This is a genomic window from Shinella sp. HY16 (assembly GCF_028534175.1).
Lineage (GTDB): Bacteria > Pseudomonadota > Alphaproteobacteria > Rhizobiales > Rhizobiaceae > Shinella.
This window is the reverse complement of sequence record NZ_JAHYXL010000001.1, coordinates 644,171-665,045: the sequence shown is the minus strand read 5'-3', so window position 1 is coordinate 665,045 and position 20,875 is coordinate 644,171. Positions and strand designations below refer to the sequence as shown.

Sequence of the window (20,875 nt, the reverse complement as noted above, 5' to 3'; positions counted from 1 at the left end):
CGCAGACCGTTTGGACGCCGGCCTTGCGCCGGCGTCTTGCGTTCAGCCGAGGGAGCAGCCGATCGTTCCCGCGCGCCGGATCGGCTCATCGAGGTCCGCGCCTTCGATCTTCAGCGTATAGGTGCCCTCGTAACCGGTTTCGTCCTCGCCGGCCTTCGTCATCATGACGAAATCGAGCGCTGCAAAGGGCTGGTTGTCGCCGGATTCGGCGTGGACGAGCAGGCGCAGTTCACCATCATGCAGCCAATGGTGCGTAAGGAAAGACTGATCGAGCGTGACCTTCCTGTCGAGCCCCTTCTGGGCGAGATCCTTCGGCAGCTCGATCGAGCCGCGGAAATTCAGGATGCCGCCGAGGCTGTAGCTGAAGCCCGCCTCCCCTTCGAACGTGACGTTCCTGTCCTTTACCGCACAGCTGAACCCGCCGGTGGCGAAGGCGGGCGTAGAGAGGGCAGCAAGGGCGGCGAGCGAATGCATGAGGCGGCGCATGGGCATCTCCGATGGCTGGAATGCCGCCTGTCTAGCAATCCGCGGACGAAGCGGCTGTTCCGCGCGTGACAGGCTCAGGAAAGCACGGCGGGCTTCATTCCGCCATAGGCCCAGTCGATGAGTTCCACCGTGTGCAGGATCGGAATGGCCGTGCCGGTCGCGATCTGGGTGATGCAGCCGATATTGCCGGTGGCGATGATGTCCGGCTTGGTCGCCTCGATGTTCTTGACCTTGCGCGCCTTCAGCTTGCCGGAAATCTCCGGCTGGAGGATGTTGTAGGTGCCGGCAGAGCCGCAGCACAGGTGCCCTTCCGCCGGATCGCGCACCGCAAAACCCGCTTTCTTCAGCAGTGTCTTCGGCGCCATGGTGATCTTCTGGCCATGCTGCATGGAACAGGCGGAGTGATAGGCGACCGTCACCCCCCGCGCCTCCTGCTGGGGCAGGTCGAGCGTTGCGAGGTATTCCGTGATGTCCTTGGCGAGGGCGGAGACCCGCGCAGCCTTGCCCGCATAGGCCGGATCGAGGCGCAGCATGAAGCCATAGTCCTTGATCGTCGTGCCGCAACCCGACGCCGTGATGATGATCGCATCGAGCCCGCCCTTCTCGACCTCGCCGAGCCAGACATCGACATTGCGCCGCGCCGCCTCCAGCGCCTGCTCCTCGCGGCCCATGTGGTGGACGAGCGAGCCGCAGCAGACTTCGCCCGCCGGCGCCACGACCTCGACGCCGAGGCGGGTGAGGAGACGGATCGTCGCGGCGTTGATCTCGGGCTTCAGCACCGGCTGGGCGCAACCGGAGAGGATCGCGACCCGCCCGCGGCGCGGGCCGGCGGCCGGATGCGTGCCCGGCCGCGCGCTGGCCGAGGCCTTCGGCAGGGTGCGGGGTGCAAGGTCCAGCATGGCACCGAAGGGTTCGAGCGGCTTGAAGCGCTTGAGGAGGCCGGCAAAGGGCCGGCCGAACGCCGCCGCCTTCAGCGCCAGGCGGAACCGGCCCGGATAAGGCAGCACGACGGCAAGGATGTTGCGCGTCAGCCGGTTCCAGAACGGGCGCTTGTAGGTCGCCTCGATATGCATGCGGGCATGGTCGACGAGATGCATGTAGTCGACGCCGGAGGGACAGGTCGTCGTGCAGGAGAGGCAGGAAAGGCAGCGGTCAATATGCGTCACGACCTCGGCATCCGCCGGCCGGCCGTTCTCCAGCATGTCCTTGATGAGGTAGATGCGGCCGCGCGGGCTGTCGAGCTCGTTGCCCAGCGTCACATAAGTGGGACAGGTGGCGGTGCAGAAGCCGCAATGCACGCATTTGCGCAGGATCTTCTCCGATGTCGCGACATGCGGATCGGCAAGCTGCTCGGCGGTGAAATTGGTCTGCACGTCGATACTCCCTAGCGCAGCATGCGGTTCATGCGGGCTGCGATGATGTAGGCCTTCTCGGCCTGGGTGACATGAGCCGCGGCCAGCGCCTCCTGCCCGGCCGGTGTGATCGTCAGCACATTGTCGCGCCGCGAGGGATTGAGGGGCATGTAGCTGCTGTGGCGGGCGAGCGTGAGATAGCCCTTCTTGATGAGGGCGCGCATATCCGGCGTCAGGGGCGGAAGCCCTCGCGCGCCAACGGTCGCCGACGGGCCGACGTCACCGCACAGCCACCAGAGGAGCGCCATCTGTCGGCGTGCCGCGCCCAGCACCGCCAGCGGCGCAGCGGGCAAGGTTCCCCAGCGGGCCTTGTCCTCGCGCGCCTGATCGACACGCTTCTTCCACGTCCGTGCCTGCTGCCTCGCAATCGAATCGCCCGCCAGCCGTCCCATCTTCATGCTCCCTGTTTTCGGTCCATCAAGGGAGAGACGTACAGGCCGGCCGGATCGAAGCTCGCCTTGACGCGCGCCGAGAGCGCGGCGACGGCGTCCGGCTGCGGCTCGAACGTGTCCGTCGCCGCCAGCACCTCCGGCCGGGCCCGCAGCAGCGTGGCATGGCCGCCACCGACGGCCTTGACGTAGCGGCGCAAGAGCGCGGCTTCGGGGTCGGCCTCCATGCGCAGCCAGACGAGACCGCCCTGCCAGTCGTAGAAGGCATCGACACCCGTTTCGAGACGGAGCGCGGCGACGAGCTGGTGGCCCGCTGTGGGCGCGACCGAAACGCGCCAGAGCGGACGCGGCGTTCCGTCTGCATAGGGCGCGGCATCGCGGATTTCCCGCCAGAGACGGGCCGTCACCTCCGCATCGAGATGCGTCACTGCGCCGAAGCGGGCCATGCTGGCAGTGAGCTTCTCGCTGCGCACGGCCACCGAGGCGGCAAGACCCTCGAGGCGCAGCACCGTGGCCGCTCCGTCCGGCAGCAGGCCACCGACGAACCGGCCGCGCACGCTTTCCGGCAGGTGCGCGGCACCGGAAACCTCGACGGACATCGCCATCGCCGTCGCCATCGCCGCGGCCGCCTCTGCATCGTTGAGGCCGGAGACGACGATGGTCGCCGCCGTTTCCGGAACCGGAAGAAGGCGGAAGGTGACCTCCGTCAAGAGCGCCAGTGAACCGTGTGAGCCGGCAAGCAGCTTGACGAGGTCGAGGCCGGTGACGTTCTTCATCACCCGGCCGCCGGCCGTCACCACCTCGCCCCTGCCGTTGACGAAGCGCACGCCGAGCAGGCTGTCGCGCGCAGCGCCCGCAACGAAGCGGCGCGGGCCGGAGGCATTGGTGGCGAAGACGCCGCCGATGGTGGGAATGCCGGAGGAGCCGAGTGCGCCGCGCAGGTCACAGGGCTCGAAGGAGAGCATCTGGCGCTTTTCGGCAAGCGCCGCCTCCACGACCTCGAGCGGCGTGCCGGCACGGACGGTCATGGTCATTTCGGCCGGATTGTAGGCGACGATGCCGGCAAGGCCCCGCGTCGAGAGCGTTTCGGCCCCGTCCGGCGCAGCGGCAAGGCTGCGCGTGCCACCGCCGCGGATGGCAAACGGCGTGCGGGACAGCGCTGCGACCTGGACGAGGCGCGCGGCGGCCTCTTCGGAGAGCGGTTCATGGATGGGGGTCATGCGGTGGGGCGTCCTTCGAGCGGGAAGACCTTGGACGGATTGAGCAGCCATTGCGCATCGAAGGCTGCACGCACGGCCATCTGCTGGTCGAGGTCGACCGCGGCATATTGATGGCGCATCAGGTCGCGCTTCTCGATGCCGACGCCGTGTTCGCCCGTCAGGCAGCCGCCAGCATCGACGCAGAGCTTCAGGATGTCATTGCCCGCCGCTTCCGCGCGCGCGGCATCTTCCGGATCGTTGGCGTTGAAGAGGATCAGCGGATGCATGTTGCCATCGCCGGCATGAAAGACGTTGGCGACGCGCAGGCCGTATTTCTCGACGATCTCCGCCGTGCCGCGCAGCACATGCGAGAGCTGGCCGAGCGGTACCGTGCCGTCCATGCAGATGTAGTCGGCGATGCGGCCCGTGGCGCCGAAGGCGGACTTGCGGCCTTTCCAGATCAGCGCCGCCTCGGTCGCCGATTGGCTTTCCTTGACGACCTTGACGCCATGGCGCCGCGCGATCTCGATGATGCTGGCAAGCATCGCCTCCATCTCGGCTTCGGAGCCCTCGACTTCGACGATCAGCAACGCCTCGACGTCCATCGGATAGCCAGCGCCGGCAAAGGCCTCGCAGATTTCGATCGCCGGCTTGTCCATGAACTCGATGGCGACGGGGATGATGCCCGACCCGATGACATCGGCGACGCAGGCGCCTGCCTCCTCCGAACTGTCGAAGCCGAAGAGCACCGGACGCGCGCCCTCGGGCTTGGCGATGAGCCGCACCGTCGCCTCCGTCACGATGCCGAGCTGCCCCTCGCCGCCGCAGATGACGCCGAGAAGGTCGAGGCCGCCGGCATCGAGCGCCTTGCCGCCGAGTTCGACGATGGTGCCGTCGATGAGCACGAGCTTGACGCCCAGGAGGTTGTTCGTGGTCACGCCGTATTTCAGGCAGTGCGCCCCGCCGGAATTCATGCCGATATTGCCGCCGATCGTGCACGCGAGCTGGGAACTCGGATCGGGCGCATAGAAATAGCCGTCGGCCGAGACGGCATCGGAAATGGAAAGGTTCGTGACGCCGGCCTGCACCGTGGCGGTCCGGTTGGCGAAATCCACCTCCAGGATGCGCGCCATCTTGGAGAGGCCGACGACGACGGCATCCTCCTGCGGGATCGCGCCGCCCGAAAGCGACGTGCCCGCCCCGCGCGGCACGACGGGTACGCCGTAGCGATGGCAGTATTTCAGGACGGCGGCGACCTGTGCGGTGGTTTCCGGCAAGGCGACGGCAAGCGGCAGACGGCGATAGGACACGAAGGCGTCCGTCTCGAAGGGCACAAGCGCGCGCGGCTCGTGCACGAGACAGCCTTCCGGCAGGAGATCGAGCAGGTCCGCGACGATGTCCCTACGACGGGCGAGCACCGCCGGCCGCGGCTCCAGGAACCCGATCTGATCCATCTCTTGGCCTCCTGCATCAAGTGGTCTTTTTTCTTTACCACTTCATTTCTGGCGATGCAAACCCTTAGCAGAGGCGGACGCGGGAAGCAGCCCGGCGCGCATCCCGCAGGGATTGCATTGACCGCCCCACCCCCTGATGCGACAGTCGCGTGATCGGCAAGCGGGAACGATCAGGAACCGCTCCCCGGGCATTCGCATGGGGAGGAGCATCTTGCTCAAGTCGTGTTCGGCTGTCATATCCGCACAGAGCGGCACGTTCGGCGCGAAAGTGATCGTCACTCCACCATTCGAGAGGACGATAGCGGAGACAGCATGTGACAAACCTCGGCGACCTTGAAATCTTCTCCCGCGTCATCGCCATGGGCAGCATGTCGGCGGCCGGCCGCGCACTGGGCCTGTCGCCCGCCGTCGTCTCCAAGCGGGTGAAGCGGCTGGAGGAGCGCCTCGGCACCCGCCTCTTCCAGCGCACGACACGGCAGATCTCGCTGACCGAGGCCGGCCAGGGCTTCTACGACCGGATCGTCGGCATTCTCGCCGGCATCGAGGAAGCGGAGGCCTTCGTCTCCGGCCGCTCCGGCGCCGTGCGCGGCACGCTCCGGATTTCCGCGCCCACCTCCTTCGGCCGCATGCATATCGCGCCCAATCTCAAGGGCTTTATGGACGCCTATCCGGAACTCGTCGTCAACCTGATGCTGACCGACGATTTCTCCGACATCGTCGGCGGCGGCTTCGACATTGCCATCCGCATCGGCGAACTCTCCGACTCCTCGCTGGTCGCCCGCAGGCTCGCCTCCGTGCGACGCGTGCTGTGCGCCTCGCCGGACTATGTCGCCCGCCACGGCATGCCGGCCTCGCTCGAAGAGCTTCCCGCTCATGCCTGCCTGCCGCCGCACACCCAGGATGTCTGGAGGCTGGAGGGGCCGGAGGGCAATGTCACCTACCGCCCGCAGGGGCAGCTCTACACCAATTCCAGCGAGGTGGTTCGGGAGGCCGTGTTTTCGGGCCTGGGTATCGCATTGCGCTCGACCTGGGATGTCGGACCGGCACTGAAGAGCGGCGAACTCGTGCAGGTGCTGCCGCAATACGAAGGCTCGCGCAACGTGGTGCTCTCGGCGGTCTATCCGAGCCGGCAGTTCCTGCCCGTCAAGGTTCGGCTCTTCATCGACTATCTCGCCGACCTCTACGGCCCGCTGCCCTATTGGGAGCGTTGAGCACTGTCCACCGTATCTTGCCGGATTGGCGGCAGCCGCGCGTTGCGCTAGGCTGCCGACCTCACGGCGGGAGGGCAGCGATGATCGGCAGGGTGACATTGGCGGCAGCGCTGATCGGGCTGGCGCTTCCGGCGGCAGCCGGCGCGCGGCCGCTCGACGACCTGCTCCAGGGATTCGACGATGCCTGTGACTACAGCGACGCGCTGGCGGACCTCCTGCAATCGAGCTATGCCTTTGCCCGCAAGGAGGGCGCGATCGCCATTCCGGCCGGTTACGAAGCCGTCTTCGGCCCGCCCTCCGTCCGGCCGCAGGACGAGTATCTGCACATCGTCCTGCCCGTGACGGGTGGCACCTGGCGCGGCGTGCCGGTGAAGGAGATCGAGGTCTATATCACGGAGCTGGCCAGCGGCTTCAGCTACCAGGCGGTCGTCTTTTCGACCGACGCGCTGAAGGCTGCCGAAGCCGCCTTCCGGGAACGCGGCCTTGCCGCAAAGAAGAAGCTCGAGAAACAGGACGAGACCGGCTTCGGCTGGGACACCGGCTTTGCCGTGACCGACGGCGTGCCGCGTTATCAATGCGACCTGTCGACCTGAGACGTCAGGAAGGGACTTTGCGCCCTCCTCTTCCAAATAAACCTCAACATACACAATTCGCAGATGTAGAAAGCCGCAATTCACCACCTTGAAGCCAGAGTTTCATTTTCCTTGAGCCTGAAAAGTTTTTAGGCTTATCTACATTAAGTCCCTCTATTGTAGATATGATCGCGTAATGACTTCCTCCATCAACCCGCTGGCGCCCCATCAACTGCCCGCCTTCATCGTCGGCGCGGACGGAAGCGATACGCTTCTCTTCGCCGTCGGACTGTTCGTGCTTGCCGCCGTTTTCGCGACAGGCCTTGTCTTCCTCTGGCTGCATAGCCTGCCGGAACGCATGGCGCACAAGGGGCAGAAGCTTCAGTTCGAGGCGGTCGCGGTCCTCTGCCTGCTTGCCCTCTTCACCCATAACAACGTGTTCTGGGTGATCGCGCTGCTTCTCGCCATCGTCGACCTGCCCGATCTCACCACGCCGCTCAACCGCATCGCCTCGGCCGCAGAGGCTTTCACCGCGACCAGACAGGAAAGCGAGGCCGCAGCGCCGGAGGAAGAGGCCAAGGCCGCAAGCGAAACGACGACACCCGTCGCAACACCCCCGGCGGAGGCGGAAGGCACGCCGGATACCACGCCCGCGGAAACGGAAAAACGTTCGGAGGCGCAGGACAATGCTTGAACTGATCGCCTGCTCGCTGATCACCGTCTTTCCGGACTATCTCTATCGCCGCTACGTGCAGGGCATGCGCATCGGCAAGGAAATCACGATCTTCTCGGTGTGGTATGTCCTGCGCTGGGGGATCACCGCCTGCGTGATGCTGACCGTCGCCATCATCGCGACCGTCTTCTTCTTCCACCCTTCGTCGACCAACGTGATGTCGTTCTTCCGCACGGTCCCGATCATTTCCGAAGCGACCGGACGGGTCGCGGAGGTCTATCTCGGCCATCGCGACAAGGTGGCCGCGGGCAATCCCATCTTCCGGCTCGACAGTTCGAGCCAGGAAGCGGCGGTCGCGGTGGCGCAGCGGAAGATCGCCGAAGTCGATGCCGCCATGGTCGTCGCACGCACGGACCTTCTGACCGCGGAGGGCAAGATCGCCGAGGCGCAGGCCGCCCTCCAGCAGGTCGAGGACGACCTGCGCACGAAGCGCGCGCTCAACCGCGGTGGATCGAATGTCGTCGCGACACGCGAGATCGAAAAGCTGGAGGTCGACCTCGGGCGCACCAACGGCGCACTGAAGGCGGCCAATGCCGCCAGGGAGGCGGCCGAGGCACGGCTCGATGCCCTCTTGCCGTCACAGAAGGCGAGTGCCCAGGCCGCGCTCGAACAGGCGGAAACGGACCTGCGCAAGACGGTGGTTCGCGCCGGCTTCGCCGGGCGGGTCGAGCAATTCACCCTGCGCGTCGGCGATATCGTCAGCCCGATCATGCGCCCCGGCGGGATTCTCATTCCCGAAGAGGCAGGGCGCCAGGCCCTGCAGGCGGGTTTCGACCAGGTGTCTGCCTCGGTCATCAAGGTCGGCATGATCGGCGAGGTGGCCTGCAACACGCTGCCATGGCGGGTCATACCCGTGGTGGTGGCTGCCAAGCAGGATTACATCGCGGCGGGCCAGTTCCGCGGCGGGGAACAGCTGACCGATTTCACGAACGCCGGTGGCCAGGGCAGCGTGCTCGTGCATCTCGAGCCCCTCTATGAAGGCGGGATCGACGAGGTGACGCCGGGCAGCAACTGCATGGCCAACCTCTATTCGAACCATCACGACGAAATCGCCGCCGAGGGCACTTCCACCGCCCGGCGCATCGGCCTGCACGTCGTCGATGCGCTCGGCCTCGTCCACGCGATGCTGCTGCGCGTGCAGGTCGTCGTCATGCCCGTGAAGACGCTCGTCCTGTCCGGCCACTAGGCGGCCATCGACGAGAGAGGTTCCCGCGGCTCATGCGGCCGCGGGCGTTCAGTGCCTGTCTTCTTCCGCGTGGCGCTGGCGGATGGCGCGCACGAGCAGCCACATGCCGACAATGACGAAGGGCACCGCGATCCCGGTCAGCGTTTCCGGCTTGACCGGCAGGCCGAGCCCGTGCGCCGCCTTGGCGACATAGCCGAAGAGGCCGACCACGTAGTAGGAGATAGCGGCGACCGACAGGCCTTCGACGGTCTGCTGCAGGCGCAGCTGCAGCTTCGCGCGGCGGTCCATGGAGTTGAGCAGGCCGGTGTTGAGCTGCTCCAGCTCGACATCGATCCAGCTTCGCAAGAGTGCCGTGGCCCGGGCGAGCTTGCGCGAAAGGTTCGCCTGACGCTCTTCCACCGACTGACAGGTGCGCATGGCCGGCGCGAGACGCCGTTCCAGGAAGAAGCCGAGCGTCTCGTAGCCGGACACCGCCGTTTCGGCGAGCGTGCGGATACGCTCCTGCACGATGCCGTAATAGGCGCGACTGGCGCCGAAGCGGTAGAGGCTGAGGGCTGCATTGGCCTCCAGCTCGGCAGCGAGCCGGGTGATTTCCGTCAGCAGCGTATCGGCCTTGTCACGGGCATGCTGCTTCATGGAATTGGTAATGCCGGTCAGCCCGTCCTCGATACGGCGGATATCCGGCGAGAGCGACTGGGCGAGCGGCAGCCCCATCATGGCAAGCGTGCGGTAGGTCTCGATATCGAGCAAACGCTGGACGAGCGCGCCGCGCCCGGCCTCCGTCATGCCGCGGTCGATGACGAGGATCTGCGTCAGCCCGTCGCCGTTCTGGCGGAAGTCGGTGAGCACCGCGCCCTGGCCGTTCTTGATCTCGCTGTAACAGAGGCTGGTCGGATCGAAGGTGGAGATCGCCTCGCGCGTCTCCGGCGTATCCGGCCGGATTTCAAGGCGTACGCCCGATATCAGCGTGCCGGGCGGCGAGAAGCTGTCGCCGAACGGATGGACGGGAACCTCGCCGCCAAATTTGTCCGGCGCCGGCGCATCCCAGAAATAGGTCGAGAACTCGGTGTGCCGCTCCCAGCGCAGCGTGCCCTGCCCCCAGCTCAGAGCATGGTGGCTGGAATCGCGCCCCGGCGGAGAAATGCCGCGCGAGCGCGACAATTCCCCCATCACGGCGTGATCGACCGCCGAGCCGCCCTCGGTCAGGAAGGCGAGCTGGAAGATGACGCGCGGTGACGGCACCAGCGCGTATGGTCTAGCGTGAATTTCCCCCAGCGCCTGCGCACGCGCGGTCGCCTGCGGAAAGGCGAAGCTGCCTTTTGCCATGTCTGCACTGTCCCCTCATGTGCAACAGCATAGTCTTAACAAATGTCAGGCCGCAGGAGATAGGGCGCATTGACGCAGGTCCACAGATGCCGACTGGACAAGATTGTTGACCAGTTTCAGCCCTCGTTGCTAGTGTTCACGGCGTGACCGACACCGCCTTCGACCTTTTCGCCCGTATCAGCCACAGCCGCACCGCCGACGAGGTCGTGCGGCAGATCGAGCTCCTGTTGCTCGAAGGCGTGCTGCGCGACGGCGACCGGCTGCCCGGCGAGCGCGAGCTCTCCAAGCGGCTCGACGTCTCTCGCCCCATCCTGCGCGAGGCACTGAAGGAACTGGAAACACGCGGCCTGCTGATCAGCCAGCACGGCGGCGGCACCTATGTCGCCGACATTATCGGCCAGGTGTTCTCCCGGCCCGTCGTCGACCTCATCGCCCGCCACCAGCGCGCGACGGAAGACTATGTCGAATATCGCCGCGAGCTTGAGGGCATCACCGCCGAGCTCGCCGCCCGCCGCGCCACGGAATACGACCGGCAGATGCTGACGCGCATCATGGAGGCGATGCGCGCGGCCCATGCCGGAGGCTCCTTCGATGCGGAACTGGAAACCGACGTGGAGCTGCACAACGCGATCGGCGAGGCCGCGCACAATATCGTGCTGCTGCATACGCTGCGCGCCTGCTACCGGCTGCTCGCCCAGGGGATCTTTTTCCACCGCCACCTCGTTTTCTCCTCCGAAGAAGCCCGCGGGCATCTGCTTGCGCAGCACGAGGCGATCTATACCGCGATCATGGCCGGCGACGGAACCACAGCGCGAAAAGCCGCCCAGGCGCACATGGACTACATCGCCACCGCCATCCGCGATGCCGAGCGCAGCGGCGAATGGCAGCGGATTTCGCAGTTGCGCATGCAAAAGCGCGGCCTGCCCCCGCAAGCCTGACTTGCGCCGCAAATCTCGCGCAAGCAAGATAGGCTATACCGACTCAAACGGCACATCCCGATACGAGGAATGAAAAAGACCTTGAACATTCTCAACCGCATCGCCAGCGACGTCCAACTCATGTTCCGCAGGCCCGTCCGGGAACAATACGGAGCGCTGTGCTATCGGGTGAAGAAGAAGCAGCCCGCGGTCGAGATCCTGCTCATCACCAGCCGCGACACCGGTCGCTGGGTCATTCCCAAGGGTTGGCCGATGGACGGCAAGAGCGCGGCGGCCGCGGCCGCACGCGAGGCCTGGGAAGAGGCTGGCGTGAAGGGAACCATCCGCACCACGCCGATCGGCAGCTACAACTATCTGAAGGGCCTGCCGCACGGGCTGAAGGTCGATTGCCGGGTGCGCGTCTTCCCGCTCGCCGTCGATGACCTCAGCAAGAATTTCCCCGAGAAGGACGAGCGGCGCGCCGAATGGGTGAGCTGCCCGGAAGCCGCCAACCGCGTGCAGGAGCCGGGCCTCAAGGACCTCATTCTGGCCTTCGAGCGCACCATGCTCGCCGAAATCGCTGCGAACGGTGCACCTGACGCCTGATTACGCGCCTGAACGGCCCTCGTCATATTGCCGCCGGTGCGCTGAGGCGATAGTGCCTGTCGGCTGAGCTCCCGACACGACCTCCGCGCAGAGGTCTGCCGCGGGATTTTCGACCGCTCGCGAGAAACCGGCTGCGGCCGATGCCGAGGCATCGGTGACGACCGGCGACCAAGGGGCGGCGAAAGCACCGGCAGACGACCGCGGCGGTCGTGCCAGGAGCTCCAAAACGGAGCAGCAGGAATGGCCAATTCACAGGTTCAGCTACGCAAGCCGACGCTGGACAAGGACCTGGAAAAATTCACCTTCACCGAACAGGCGACGCATTTCGTACTGCGTCGCTGGACGGGTGTCGGCATCGCCCTCGTCTTCCTTCTCGTCGCCATGGCCGTGGCCAGCAGTTTCGCCACCGGCACGCCCGGCGTGCTCGTCGTCGCCATCACCGCGGCGCTTGCCGCCTACATGGCCATGAACATCGGCGCCAACGACGTGACGAACAATGTCGGCGCGGCGGTCGGCGCGCGCGCCATGAGCATGGGCGTCGCTCTCGTCATCGCCGCGATCTTCGAGATCGCCGGGGCCTTGCTCGCCGGCCAGGGCGTCGCCGCGACGGTCGCCTCCGGCATCGTCGACCGATCGATCTTCCCGAGCCCCGATGCCTATGCCTGGGCGATGATGGCGGCGCTCATCTCCGCCGCGCTCTGGATCAACATCGCCACGATCGCCAATGCGCCGATCTCCACCACCCATGCCATCATCGGCGGCGTGATCGGTGCGGGCGCGGCGGCCAGCGGCTTCCACAGCGTGCAATGGGACGCGATCGCCGTCATCGTCGTGAGCTGGACCGTCTCGCCGATCCTCGGCGGCGTGATCGCCGCGCTGTTCCTCTACTTCATCAAGGAATTCATCATCTACCGCGAGGACAAGATCGGCGCGGCAAAGACCTGGGTGCCGGTGCTCGTCGCGATCATGGCCGGCGCCTTCGCGGCCTTCATCGCCAATGGCGGCACCAACGGAACGCTCGACCTTCCCTTCCGCACCGCACTTCTCATCGGCCTCGGCTTCGGCTTCGCCACCTATGTCGTCACGCGGCCGATCGTCCGGCGCCATGCGGAAGGCCTCGACAACCGCAACCAGTCGCTGCGCACGCTGTTCCGCATCCCGCTGATCTGTTCGGCGGCGCTGCTCTCCTTCGCCCATGGCGCCAACGATGTGTCGAATGCCGTCGGCCCGCTCTATGGCGTGGTCTCGGCGCTGCGCTCGGGCGCCGAGGGCGGAACCATGATCCCGCTCTGGGTCATGGTCATCGGCGCCTTCGGCATCTCGCTCGGCCTTCTGCTGTTCGGCCCGCGCCTCATCCGCATCGTCGGCACCGAGATCACCAAGCTCAACCCGATGCGCGCCTTCTGCGTGGCGCTCTCCTCCGCCGTCGCGGTGCTGACCGCCTCGGCCTTCGCCATTCCCGTCTCCTCGACGCATATCGCCGTCGGCGCGGTGTTCGGCGTCGGCCTGTTCCGCGAATGGTACACCCGCAATTCGCGGCGGCGCATCGACTATATCCGCGGCCGCGGCAACCGTATTGCGCCGGAGGAGGAAGACGATCCGGTGAATGTCGACGAGACACGTCGGCGCTACCTCGTGCGGCGCTCCCATTTCATGACGATCGTTTCCGCCTGGATCGTCACCCTGCCCGTGTCGGCGCTCCTGTCTGCCGCCATCTTCCTCACGCTCAACGCGCTTTTCACCTGAGATATCGACCATGCGTGCCAATTACCGGATGCAGCGCCTCTTCGTCGGCGACACCCTAGCAGAGGGCGTCGCCTTCGAGGCGTCGAAGGACCATTTCCACTATCTCGCCAATGTGCTGCGCATGGCGGAGGGCGACGCCGTCCTGCTCTTCAACGGGCGCGACGGGGAATGGCATACCACCCTCTCCTTCCCGACCCGCAAGCGGCTCATCCTGACGCCCGCCGAGCAGACCCGGCCCCAGCCGGCGCCGTCAGACCTCCACTATCTCTTCGCGCCGTTGAAGGTCGGCCGGCTCGACTATATCGTGCAGAAGGCCGTGGAGATGGGTGCCGGCGTGCTGCAGCCCGTGCTGACCCAGCATGTGCAGGGCAAGATCACCAGCATCGAACGGCTGCAGGCCAATGCCGTCGAGGCGGCGGAACAGTGCGGTATCCTGGCGATCCCGGAGGTTACGGCACCGAAAAAGCTCGAGGATCTGCTTTCCGCCTGGCCGCGCGAACGGCGCATCGTCTTCTGCGACGAGGGCCATGGCAGCCAGAACCCGCTTCCGGCGCTGGGGGCCATCGAGGAGCGGCAGCTCGCCCTGCTCGTCGGCCCGGAAGGCGGTTTTTCCGACGAGGAGCGCACGCTCCTGCGCAGTCTCGACTTCGTGACGCCCATCCCGCTCGGCCCCCGCATCCTGCGTGCGGACACGGCGGCGGTGGCCGCGATGGCCGTCATTCAGGCGGCGATCGGCGATTGGCGCTGAACGGCACCGGCACCGATTTGCGGGAACGCAAGAAAGTGCTTTTATAAAAAAGTCGAATGGGTTTTTTTGAATCTGCCTTGAAAGGAATTCGCTTGCACCGCATCTAATTCCGGTCCAAGCACCCTCCCAAGGCCCGGCGTTCCGTCCGGGCGCCATCCGTTCAGAAGAAGACGCCCATGGCCCGTGACACCACCGACCAGACGCCGATCCGCACCGTCGCGGACATGGCGGATTACCTCGCCGCCGGCAACAAGCCGAAGGAGAAGTTCCGTATCGGCACCGAGCACGAGAAATTCGTCTTCTTTACGGCCGACAACAGTCCCGTGCCCTATTTCGGCGAGGCGAGCATTTCGGCGCTGCTGAACGGCATGCAGCAAAAGACCGGCTGGGATCCGATCATGGATGCCGGCAACATCATCGGCCTTGCCGAACCATCAGGCATGGGTGCCATCTCGCTGGAGCCCGGCGGCCAGTTCGAACTGTCGGGCGCGCCGCTGGAAAACCTGCACCAGACCTGCAAGGAATCCAACCAGCATCTCGCGACGCTGCGCGAGATCGCCGAACCGCTCGGCATCCGCTTCCTCGGCATGGGCGGCAGCCCGAAATGGACCTTTGCCGAAACCCCGCGCATGCCGAAAAGCCGCTACGACATCATGACCCGCTATATGCCGAAGGTCGGCACGAAGGGTCTCGACATGATGTACCGCACCTGCACGATCCAGGTGAACCTCGACTTCTCCTCGGAAGTCGACATGCGCCGCAAGATGCAGGTCTCGCTGAAGCTGCAGTCCATGGCGACCGCGCTCTTCGCCTCCTCCCCCTTCACCGAGGGCAAGCCGAACGGTCTCCTCTCCTGGCGCGGCGACATCTGGCGCGACACGGACAACAACCGCGCCGGCCTCATCCCCTTCGCCTTCAAGCCGGATTTCGGCTTCATCGACTATGTCGAATGGGCGCTCGACGTGCCGATGTACTTCGTCGTGCGCGACGGCAAGTACCACGACTGCACGCACATCACCTTCCGCCAGTTCATGGCCGGTGCCCTGAAGGGCGAGATCGCCGACTGGGAACCCAATCTCGGCGACTGGACGAACCACCTTTCCACGCTGTTCCCCGACGTGCGGCTGAAGCGCTTCCTGGAAATGCGCGGCGCCGACGGCGGCCCGTGGCGGCGCATCTGTGCGCTGCCCGCATTCTGGGTGGGCCTGCTCTATGACGACGGCGCCCTCGATGCCGCCGAGGCCCTGACGCGCGACTGGACGGTGGAGGAAGTGACGGCGCTGCGCAATGCCGTGCCGGCGGAAGGCCTCAAGGCCGATTTCCGCGGCAAGCCGCTGCTCGACGTCGCCCGCGAAGTGGTCTCGATCTCCCGCCAGGGCCTTGCCGCCCGCGCGCGGCTCAACGGCGACGGTGTCGACGAAACCATCTTCCTTGCCCCGCTCGACGAGGTCCTGGCAAAGAAGGCGACGCTCGCGGAAGACATGCTGGCGCTCTACAACGGCCGTTGGAACGGCTCCGTCGAGCCGGTGTTCACCGACTACCAGTACTGAGGCAAGACACCAAAAAGCGGTTTGCGCGGCCAAAATTCCCGTTATAGTGCAGGCACATGCCTGCCAACGGGAAGGGGTTCGTTATGCTTTCGCTCTACGACATGATGATGCAGGCGCAGAACGGCAATGCCGTCGAGACCATGGCGCGGCAATACGGGCTCGCGCAGGAACAGGCGGCCAAGGCCATCGCCGCGCTGATGCCGGCCTTTTCCGAGGGCTTCAAGCGCAACGCCGCCAATCCCTATGACCTCGCCGCCTTCATGACCGCGCTGACCTCCGGCAACCACGCGAAATATTTCGAGGACATCAGCAGCGCCTTCACGCCGCAGGGGCTTGCGGAAGGCAACGGCATTCTCGGCCATCTCTTCGGCAACAAGGACGTTTCCCGCGCCATCGCCGCGCAGGCGGCGCAGATGACCGGCATCGGCCAGGACATCTACAAGCAGATGCTGCCCGTCATGGCGAGCACGCTGATGGGCGGCCTCTTCAAGCAATCCTTCGCCCCCTTCTTCCCCGGCGCACAGAGCGGTACCGCCGCGGCCAATCCCTTTGCCGACATGATGCAGCAATGGGCGGAGGCGACCGGCATGGCCAAGAAGCCGCAGCCGTCAAACCCCTTTACCGACAATCCGTTCACGCAGGCCGCCCAGGAATTCTTCGGCACGAAGAAGGAGGCAGCGGCCAACCCCTTTGCCGACAATCCCTTCGCCAAGGCCTTCCAGGACATGATGGCGGGCATGGCCGGCCAGCCGGCAGAAGGCGCGAAGCCGAGCGCGCCGGCGGGCTCCCCTGCCGATTCGCTGACGACCTTCGTCAACACGATGTTCGATACCGGCCTGGAAATGCAGAAGGACTATCAGCGCAACGTGGAATCGATCTTCGAGACCATCCGCAACGGCATGGAGACGGACGGCGGGAAGAAGGCCTGAGCATCGAGGGGTGGTCACGCACGCCTCTCCGGGCATCAGGCGCCAGCAGATCGGCTATTCGACGTGGCCAAGCGGTTTTTCCATCAGGACGGTGGTGAGACCGCTCTGCCATTCCTCGTCCGGATAGTGCGCCGTTTCGACATAGCCCAGCGCCCTGTAGAAACCCCGGGCCTGCTCGTTGAACGTATCCGTTTCAAGCCGCACCCGCGGGAAACCTTTTTCGGCGATGTCCCCCTCCGCCCGGGCGAGCAGACGACGCCCAACGCCCCGGCGCTGGAAATCGGAATGCACATGCAGGGCATCGATGAAGTCGTCCACGCAATGGACAAGGCCGGCAACACGCCCATCGGCCTCGGCCACGAGCATATCAGCACCGCTGTGCGCGACGAAACCGCCGCCGATATCGGTCTCGATGTAGCGGCGAGCGGCAGCCTCCGTGATCTCCGGCCGCCAGGTGCGCTCGAACGTATCGCGCAGTATCGCCTTCATGGCGGGGAAGTCTCGCGGGTGCGCCGGACGGATCAAAATCGCGTCGATCATCGCGCTACCCCTTTTGTTTCCGGGCAATTCCGGGTGAAATCGACTTTCGGAAAATCTTTGAAAAAGCCCGACGCGGACCTTGGGAGTCGCACGCCGGGCAAGCAGCAGGGTTATTGGCTCTCACCCTGCGGGGAAGTCAGTTGCCGACCCGGGAGATAGGTCGGCACGATCGGAAATCAATCCATACGGCCGCTGCGCAGGTGACGGCGGGCGCGCTCACGCGCCACGATCGTCAGATGCAGGCCCGCGTCGGTAAAGAAGGACGCGGAGCGTACATCCTGCACGTCGCTGCGGCACAGCCCCATATCGTAGAGCTGATGATCGTCGAGCTCGTTCAACCGATTGATCACGCGGCGATTCTGCCAGGCGCGGACAAATTTGTTGGCGACACCGCGAACGCGGGCAAAGAGGCTCGGCGCCGGACGGCGCGTTGCGAGAATATCGATTTCCAGTCTGCGGTCGATCATGCGCATGGCATTTCTCCTTTCCGGCCCGGCGATCCATCGTCCTTCGATGGGGTTTCGCGCGGCACCCGTGATCGTTCGTCGCCCGCAGGGATCGGGCGGCGGTTCAAAAGTCGGTTTTCAAGAAGAGCCGTCGCCGGGAGGTCGAGGGAGGCGGCAGATCCTGTCGAACGATGGCCTGGCGGAGAGGTCACTCGTTCGACACTTGCTTTTTCGCAGAAAGCCATTGATCAGTCCAACGAATGTTTCTAATAGTATCAATCAAACAATCTTATGGATATCGTTATGTCCGCTCCGCTAGACATAGACCAGCTCCAGACTTTCGTCGCGATCGCCGATACCGGCAGCTTCACCCGGGCCGCCGAGCGGGTTTTCAAGACCCAGTCGGCCGTTTCGATGCAGATGCGGCGCCTTGAGGAGCGCATCGGCAAACAGCTCTTCATGAAGGACGGCCGCGGCAATCGGTTGACCGCGGAGGGCGAGCGCCTGCTCAACTATGCGCGCCGGATGCTGCGCCTCAACAACGAGGCCATCGCCGCCTTCGACGACAACCGCCTCGAGGGCCTGCTGCGCATCGGCACGCCGGACGATTATGCCGACCGCTACATGCCCGAGATCATCATGCGGTTCGCCAAGACGCACCCGAATGTCGAGCTCTTCATCGTCTGCGAGCCTTCGGTGGACCTCGCGGAAAAGATGGCCAAGGGCGAGCTCGACATCGCGCTCGTCACCCACAATCCGCGCCAGCGCCAGTCCGATGTCGTGCGGACGGAGCCGCTCTGCTGGGTCATGTCGGCCAACCATCCGCTGCCGGAAAACGCGCCGGTGCCGCTCGCCGTCGGTCGGCGCGACTGTCAGTGGCGGCAGATCGCCTGTGCGGCGCTCGATTCGGTCGGGCGCGACTACCAGGTGCTGTTCACCAGCTGGTCCTCGACCGTCGTCGCAGCAGCCGTGATGGCGGGCATGGCGGTTTCGGTCCTGCCGGAATCGGCGCTGCGCCCCGGCATGAAGGTGTTGACGCAGGCGGACGGCTTTCCGCCGCTCGCGCCGGTGCAGATCGGCATCATGCGGCGACCGGGTCTCTCGCCCTCGCTTTCCAATGCCATCACCAGCCATATCACCGCCTGCCTCGACAACATCACACCGTTGACAGCCGCCGACGACCTGCCTGAGGCGGAGGTGAAGCTCTTCCCGCGTGTGTCGCGCCTGAGGCCCGGCAACATCCTGCCCGGATGGTGACGCAGCTTCCCCTCGACGGCATTCCCGCAGGCAAGGCCGGGCCGTCGATGGTTACAATCCGCCCTGCCCGCGAAGACGAGGTCGAGGCGCTGCGCCAGATCGAGCGCTCGGCCGCACAGGCCTTCCGCCTGATCGAGGCCTTCTCGTGGCTCGCCGTTGGCGACGTGCAGAGCGCGGATCGGCACTGCGACCTCATCGAAAAGGGAACGAACTGGGTGGCGGCAACCGGGGACGACCAGCCGGTCGGCTTCCTGAGCGCCGAGATTGCCGAGCGGGAACTGCACATCTGCGAGATTTCCGTCGATCACCTGCACCAGGGCTTCGGCATCGGCCGCAAGCTGATCCGGCACGCGATCGACGCGGCCGCGGCGCACCGCCTCGACGCGGTGACCCTGACGACCTTTCGTACCATCCCCTGGAACTGCCCCTACTACCAGCGGCTCGGCTTCGGCACGCTGGACGAGGCCGCGCTGTCGCCGCGTCTCAAGGCGGTGCTCGACCTTGAGGCCGAACACGGGCTGCAGCGCGACACGCGCTGCGCCATGCGCCTCGACCTGCCGGCGGCGTAGAGCGCTTCGAAGACAGGCAGCGCTGTCCATGACCCCGGCATGTCTCCATGCCGGGGCCGTCGATCTATCCAAACGTCCGATCAGTCGTAGGTGGCCTGCTTGCCGTCGAAATAGATCGTGTTCGCCTCACAGATGTTGATCGAGGTCTCCTCGCCCTTGATGCTGGAGCCGTCCTCGGCCTCCCAGCTCACATAGAACTCGATGTCGCACGGACCGTCGTAGTTGAACTCCATATTGGCCGTCTCGCCGCCATCGAGCTTGAAGTTCATCCAGTTGGCGCTCCAGTCACCGTTTTCGCCGGTGTAGAAGCCGTCGATGATGTAGCCGGAATCGTTCTTGATATCGAACTTCATGCCGGCTGCGAGGGTCATGGGCGCAGAAATGAGCAGGGCTGCCGCAGCAAGGGCGGCAACCGACTTGGTCGCGATGAATTTCACGGAAAATATCCTGTTTGACAGATGATGATGTCGCACGCTCGCGCCCCGCAATGTTTTGCTGGGTTCGCAGGTTTGCGATGTTGCTGTTGCCCCTATCGAAAGCGGGGCCGCGCCCTGATGGAACCCGGCCCCGTTTGCTTATACGGAACAGTCACTTATTTTATTCTGGCGCAATTTTCCGAAGGCCGCTCAGGCAAGGTTCTTTTTCAGGAAATCCACGGTGCGCTGCCAGGCGAGGTCCGCCGCGGCCTTGTCGTAGCGCGCGGCCGACGTGTCGTTGTTGAAGGCATGGTTGACGCCGTCATACATGTGGATCTCGAAGGTTTTGCCGTTTGCCTCCAGCGCCTTGCGATAGGCGTCGATGCCGGCATTGATGCGCTCGTCGAGGCCGGCATAGTGCAGCATCAGCGCAGCCTTGATGCCAGGCACGTCCTCGGCCGCCGCCTGCGCTCCGTAATAGGCGACACCCGCCTTCAGGTCCGGCGACCTGGCGGCGAAGCGATTGACGAGGCCGCCGCCCCAGCAAAAGCCGACGGCGCCGACCTTGCCATTCACACCGTCGAGCTTTGCCAGGAACTGCAGGCTTGCTTCCGCATTGGCCACCGTCGCCGCCGGATCGAGCTTGCCGATCATTTCGCGAGCCTGATCCTCATTGTCCGGCGTACCGCCGGACGGCGAGAGGAAATCGGGGGCGAGCGCGATGAAGCCATCCAGCGCCATCCGGCGAGCGACATCGCGGGTGTGCGGGTTGAGGCCGCGGTTCTCGTGGATGACGATCACGCTACCGAGCGGCGCCGTCGCCTCCTTCGGCCGCACGAGATAGCCCTTCATCTCGCCCGAGCGGCCGCCATAGACGACATCCTTGGCGGCAAGGCGCTGGTCATCCGACGCGATGATCTCGGCGCTCGCCGAATTGGCGGCGAGCAGCGGGGCGATGGTGGCAGCCGCCGCACCCGACCCGGCGAGCGCCGTCAGGCGCTCCATGAAACGGCGGCGATCGAGCGTCAGATGGGTGTATTCATCATAGGCGTTGATCATCGCCTGCGTGATCTGCGGCTTGTCCATGGCGGATCCTCCGGCTGGTTCTCCGCAGGATAAGATAGGCCGCGCGCGAAAAGCTGCCGAACACAACTGCGTTACCGCAAGGGTCAGCCGATGTTAT

22 protein-coding genes are annotated in these 20,875 nt (G+C 65.3%); 12 read left to right on the top strand and 10 right to left on the bottom strand.

The window, feature by feature from the left end; all coding sequences use genetic code 11:
- Positions 1–42 precede the first annotated feature (42 nt).
- The 5 genes from K0P03_RS03250 to K0P03_RS03230 all read right to left on the bottom strand — a co-directional run bounded on the left by K0P03_RS03250 (position 43) and on the right by K0P03_RS03230 (position 4,940).
- Positions 43–486 carry a hypothetical protein gene (locus K0P03_RS03250; protein WP_272788884.1) on the bottom strand — a complete coding sequence of 148 codons (444 nt, stop codon included), beginning with the start codon at positions 484–486 and terminating at the stop codon, positions 43–45.
- A gap of 74 nt (positions 487–560) precedes the next feature.
- Entirely contained in the window at positions 561–1,859 is a 1,299-nt protein-coding gene (gene glcF, locus K0P03_RS03245; RefSeq protein WP_272788883.1) for a glycolate oxidase subunit GlcF, read from the bottom strand.
- Between the two features lie 11 nt (positions 1,860–1,870).
- Complete coding sequence (locus K0P03_RS03240; protein ID WP_023515773.1) at positions 1,871–2,290, bottom strand: hypothetical protein; 420 nt, start codon at positions 2,288–2,290, stop codon at positions 1,871–1,873.
- 2 nt (positions 2,291–2,292) lie between these two features.
- Positions 2,293–3,507, bottom strand: a complete 1,215-nt coding sequence (locus K0P03_RS03235; RefSeq protein ID WP_050747061.1) for an FAD-binding protein — start codon at positions 3,505–3,507, stop codon at positions 2,293–2,295.
- Entirely contained in the window at positions 3,504–4,940 is a 1,437-nt protein-coding gene (locus K0P03_RS03230; RefSeq protein ID WP_272788882.1) for an FAD-linked oxidase C-terminal domain-containing protein, read from the bottom strand. The genes K0P03_RS03235 and K0P03_RS03230 overlap by 4 nt, the downstream gene beginning before the upstream one ends.
- Positions 4,941–5,254: 314 nt before the next feature.
- Here K0P03_RS03230 and K0P03_RS03225 point away from each other — a divergent pair, with 314 nt between their 5' ends.
- The 4 genes from K0P03_RS03225 to K0P03_RS03210 all read left to right on the top strand — a co-directional run bounded on the left by K0P03_RS03225 (position 5,255) and on the right by K0P03_RS03210 (position 8,642).
- Positions 5,255–6,151, top strand: a complete 897-nt coding sequence (locus tag K0P03_RS03225; protein WP_023515770.1) for a LysR family transcriptional regulator — start codon at positions 5,255–5,257, stop codon at positions 6,149–6,151.
- An 80-nt stretch (positions 6,152–6,231) separates the two neighbouring features.
- Entirely contained in the window at positions 6,232–6,744 is a 513-nt protein-coding gene (locus K0P03_RS03220) for a hypothetical protein (RefSeq protein WP_272788881.1), read from the top strand.
- Between the two features lie 175 nt (positions 6,745–6,919).
- Positions 6,920–7,417: a hypothetical protein gene (locus K0P03_RS03215; RefSeq protein WP_272788880.1), complete on the top strand. Its 498-nt coding sequence runs from the start codon at positions 6,920–6,922 to the stop codon at positions 7,415–7,417.
- Positions 7,410–8,642, top strand: a complete 1,233-nt coding sequence (locus K0P03_RS03210) for an HlyD family secretion protein (protein WP_272788879.1) — start codon at positions 7,410–7,412, stop codon at positions 8,640–8,642. Before K0P03_RS03215 ends, K0P03_RS03210 begins: the two co-directional genes overlap by 8 nt.
- Positions 8,643–8,690: 48 nt before the next feature.
- Here the strand turns inward: K0P03_RS03210 and K0P03_RS03205 are convergent, their stop codons facing one another.
- Positions 8,691–9,968 carry a DUF3422 family protein gene (locus K0P03_RS03205; RefSeq protein ID WP_272788878.1) on the bottom strand — a complete coding sequence of 426 codons (1,278 nt, stop codon included), beginning with the start codon at positions 9,966–9,968 and terminating at the stop codon, positions 8,691–8,693.
- 143 nt (positions 9,969–10,111) lie between these two features.
- Between K0P03_RS03205 and K0P03_RS03200 the strand changes: the two genes are divergently transcribed.
- The 6 genes from K0P03_RS03200 (at position 10,112) to K0P03_RS03175 (ending at position 16,464) form a co-directional block, all read left to right on the top strand.
- The gene (locus K0P03_RS03200; protein WP_023512637.1) at positions 10,112–10,906 is read left to right on the top strand and encodes a FadR/GntR family transcriptional regulator; all 795 of its coding nucleotides are present in this window, start codon (positions 10,112–10,114) and stop codon (positions 10,904–10,906) included.
- Positions 10,907–10,987: 81 nt separating this feature from the next.
- Entirely contained in the window at positions 10,988–11,491 is a 504-nt protein-coding gene (locus K0P03_RS03195; protein ID WP_037408342.1) for an NUDIX hydrolase, read from the top strand.
- Between the two features lie 240 nt (positions 11,492–11,731).
- Positions 11,732–13,237, top strand: coding sequence for an inorganic phosphate transporter (locus K0P03_RS03190; RefSeq protein WP_272788877.1), 1,506 nt, complete (start codon positions 11,732–11,734; stop codon positions 13,235–13,237).
- 10 nt (positions 13,238–13,247) lie between these two features.
- Complete coding sequence (locus K0P03_RS03185) at positions 13,248–13,985, top strand: 16S rRNA (uracil(1498)-N(3))-methyltransferase (RefSeq protein WP_272788876.1); 738 nt, start codon at positions 13,248–13,250, stop codon at positions 13,983–13,985.
- Between the two features lie 176 nt (positions 13,986–14,161).
- Positions 14,162–15,535, top strand: coding sequence for a glutamate--cysteine ligase (locus K0P03_RS03180; protein WP_050745831.1), 1,374 nt, complete (start codon positions 14,162–14,164; stop codon positions 15,533–15,535).
- An 83-nt stretch (positions 15,536–15,618) separates the two neighbouring features.
- Entirely contained in the window at positions 15,619–16,464 is an 846-nt protein-coding gene (locus tag K0P03_RS03175; protein WP_272788875.1) for a DUF937 domain-containing protein, read from the top strand.
- 54 nt (positions 16,465–16,518) lie between these two features.
- Here the strand turns inward: K0P03_RS03175 and K0P03_RS03170 are convergent, their stop codons facing one another.
- Positions 16,519–17,004 carry a GNAT family N-acetyltransferase gene (locus tag K0P03_RS03170; protein ID WP_272788874.1) on the bottom strand — a complete coding sequence of 162 codons (486 nt, stop codon included), beginning with the start codon at positions 17,002–17,004 and terminating at the stop codon, positions 16,519–16,521.
- A 176-nt stretch (positions 17,005–17,180) separates the two neighbouring features.
- Positions 17,181–17,477: a DUF1127 domain-containing protein gene (locus K0P03_RS03165; RefSeq protein WP_023512630.1), complete on the bottom strand. Its 297-nt coding sequence runs from the start codon at positions 17,475–17,477 to the stop codon at positions 17,181–17,183.
- 276 nt (positions 17,478–17,753) lie between these two features.
- On the opposite strand from K0P03_RS03165, the gene K0P03_RS03160 reads away from it, so the two are divergent.
- On the top strand, positions 17,754–18,707 hold the full coding sequence (locus tag K0P03_RS03160) for a LysR substrate-binding domain-containing protein (protein ID WP_023516870.1): 954 nt from the start codon (positions 17,754–17,756) through the stop codon (positions 18,705–18,707).
- Positions 18,701–19,276, top strand: a complete 576-nt coding sequence (locus K0P03_RS03155) for a GNAT family N-acetyltransferase (protein WP_023516871.1) — start codon at positions 18,701–18,703, stop codon at positions 19,274–19,276. Before K0P03_RS03160 ends, K0P03_RS03155 begins: the two co-directional genes overlap by 7 nt.
- An 80-nt stretch (positions 19,277–19,356) precedes the next feature.
- Here the strand turns inward: K0P03_RS03155 and K0P03_RS03150 are convergent, their stop codons facing one another.
- Together K0P03_RS03150 and K0P03_RS03145 are read right to left on the bottom strand one after the other, a co-directional pair.
- A complete protein-coding gene (locus K0P03_RS03150; protein ID WP_023516872.1) occupies positions 19,357–19,713 on the bottom strand; it encodes a hypothetical protein in 357 nt (118 codons plus the stop codon).
- A 189-nt stretch (positions 19,714–19,902) separates the two neighbouring features.
- A complete protein-coding gene (locus tag K0P03_RS03145) occupies positions 19,903–20,778 on the bottom strand; it encodes a dienelactone hydrolase family protein (protein WP_272788873.1) in 876 nt (291 codons plus the stop codon).
- Positions 20,779–20,875 lie beyond the last annotated feature (97 nt).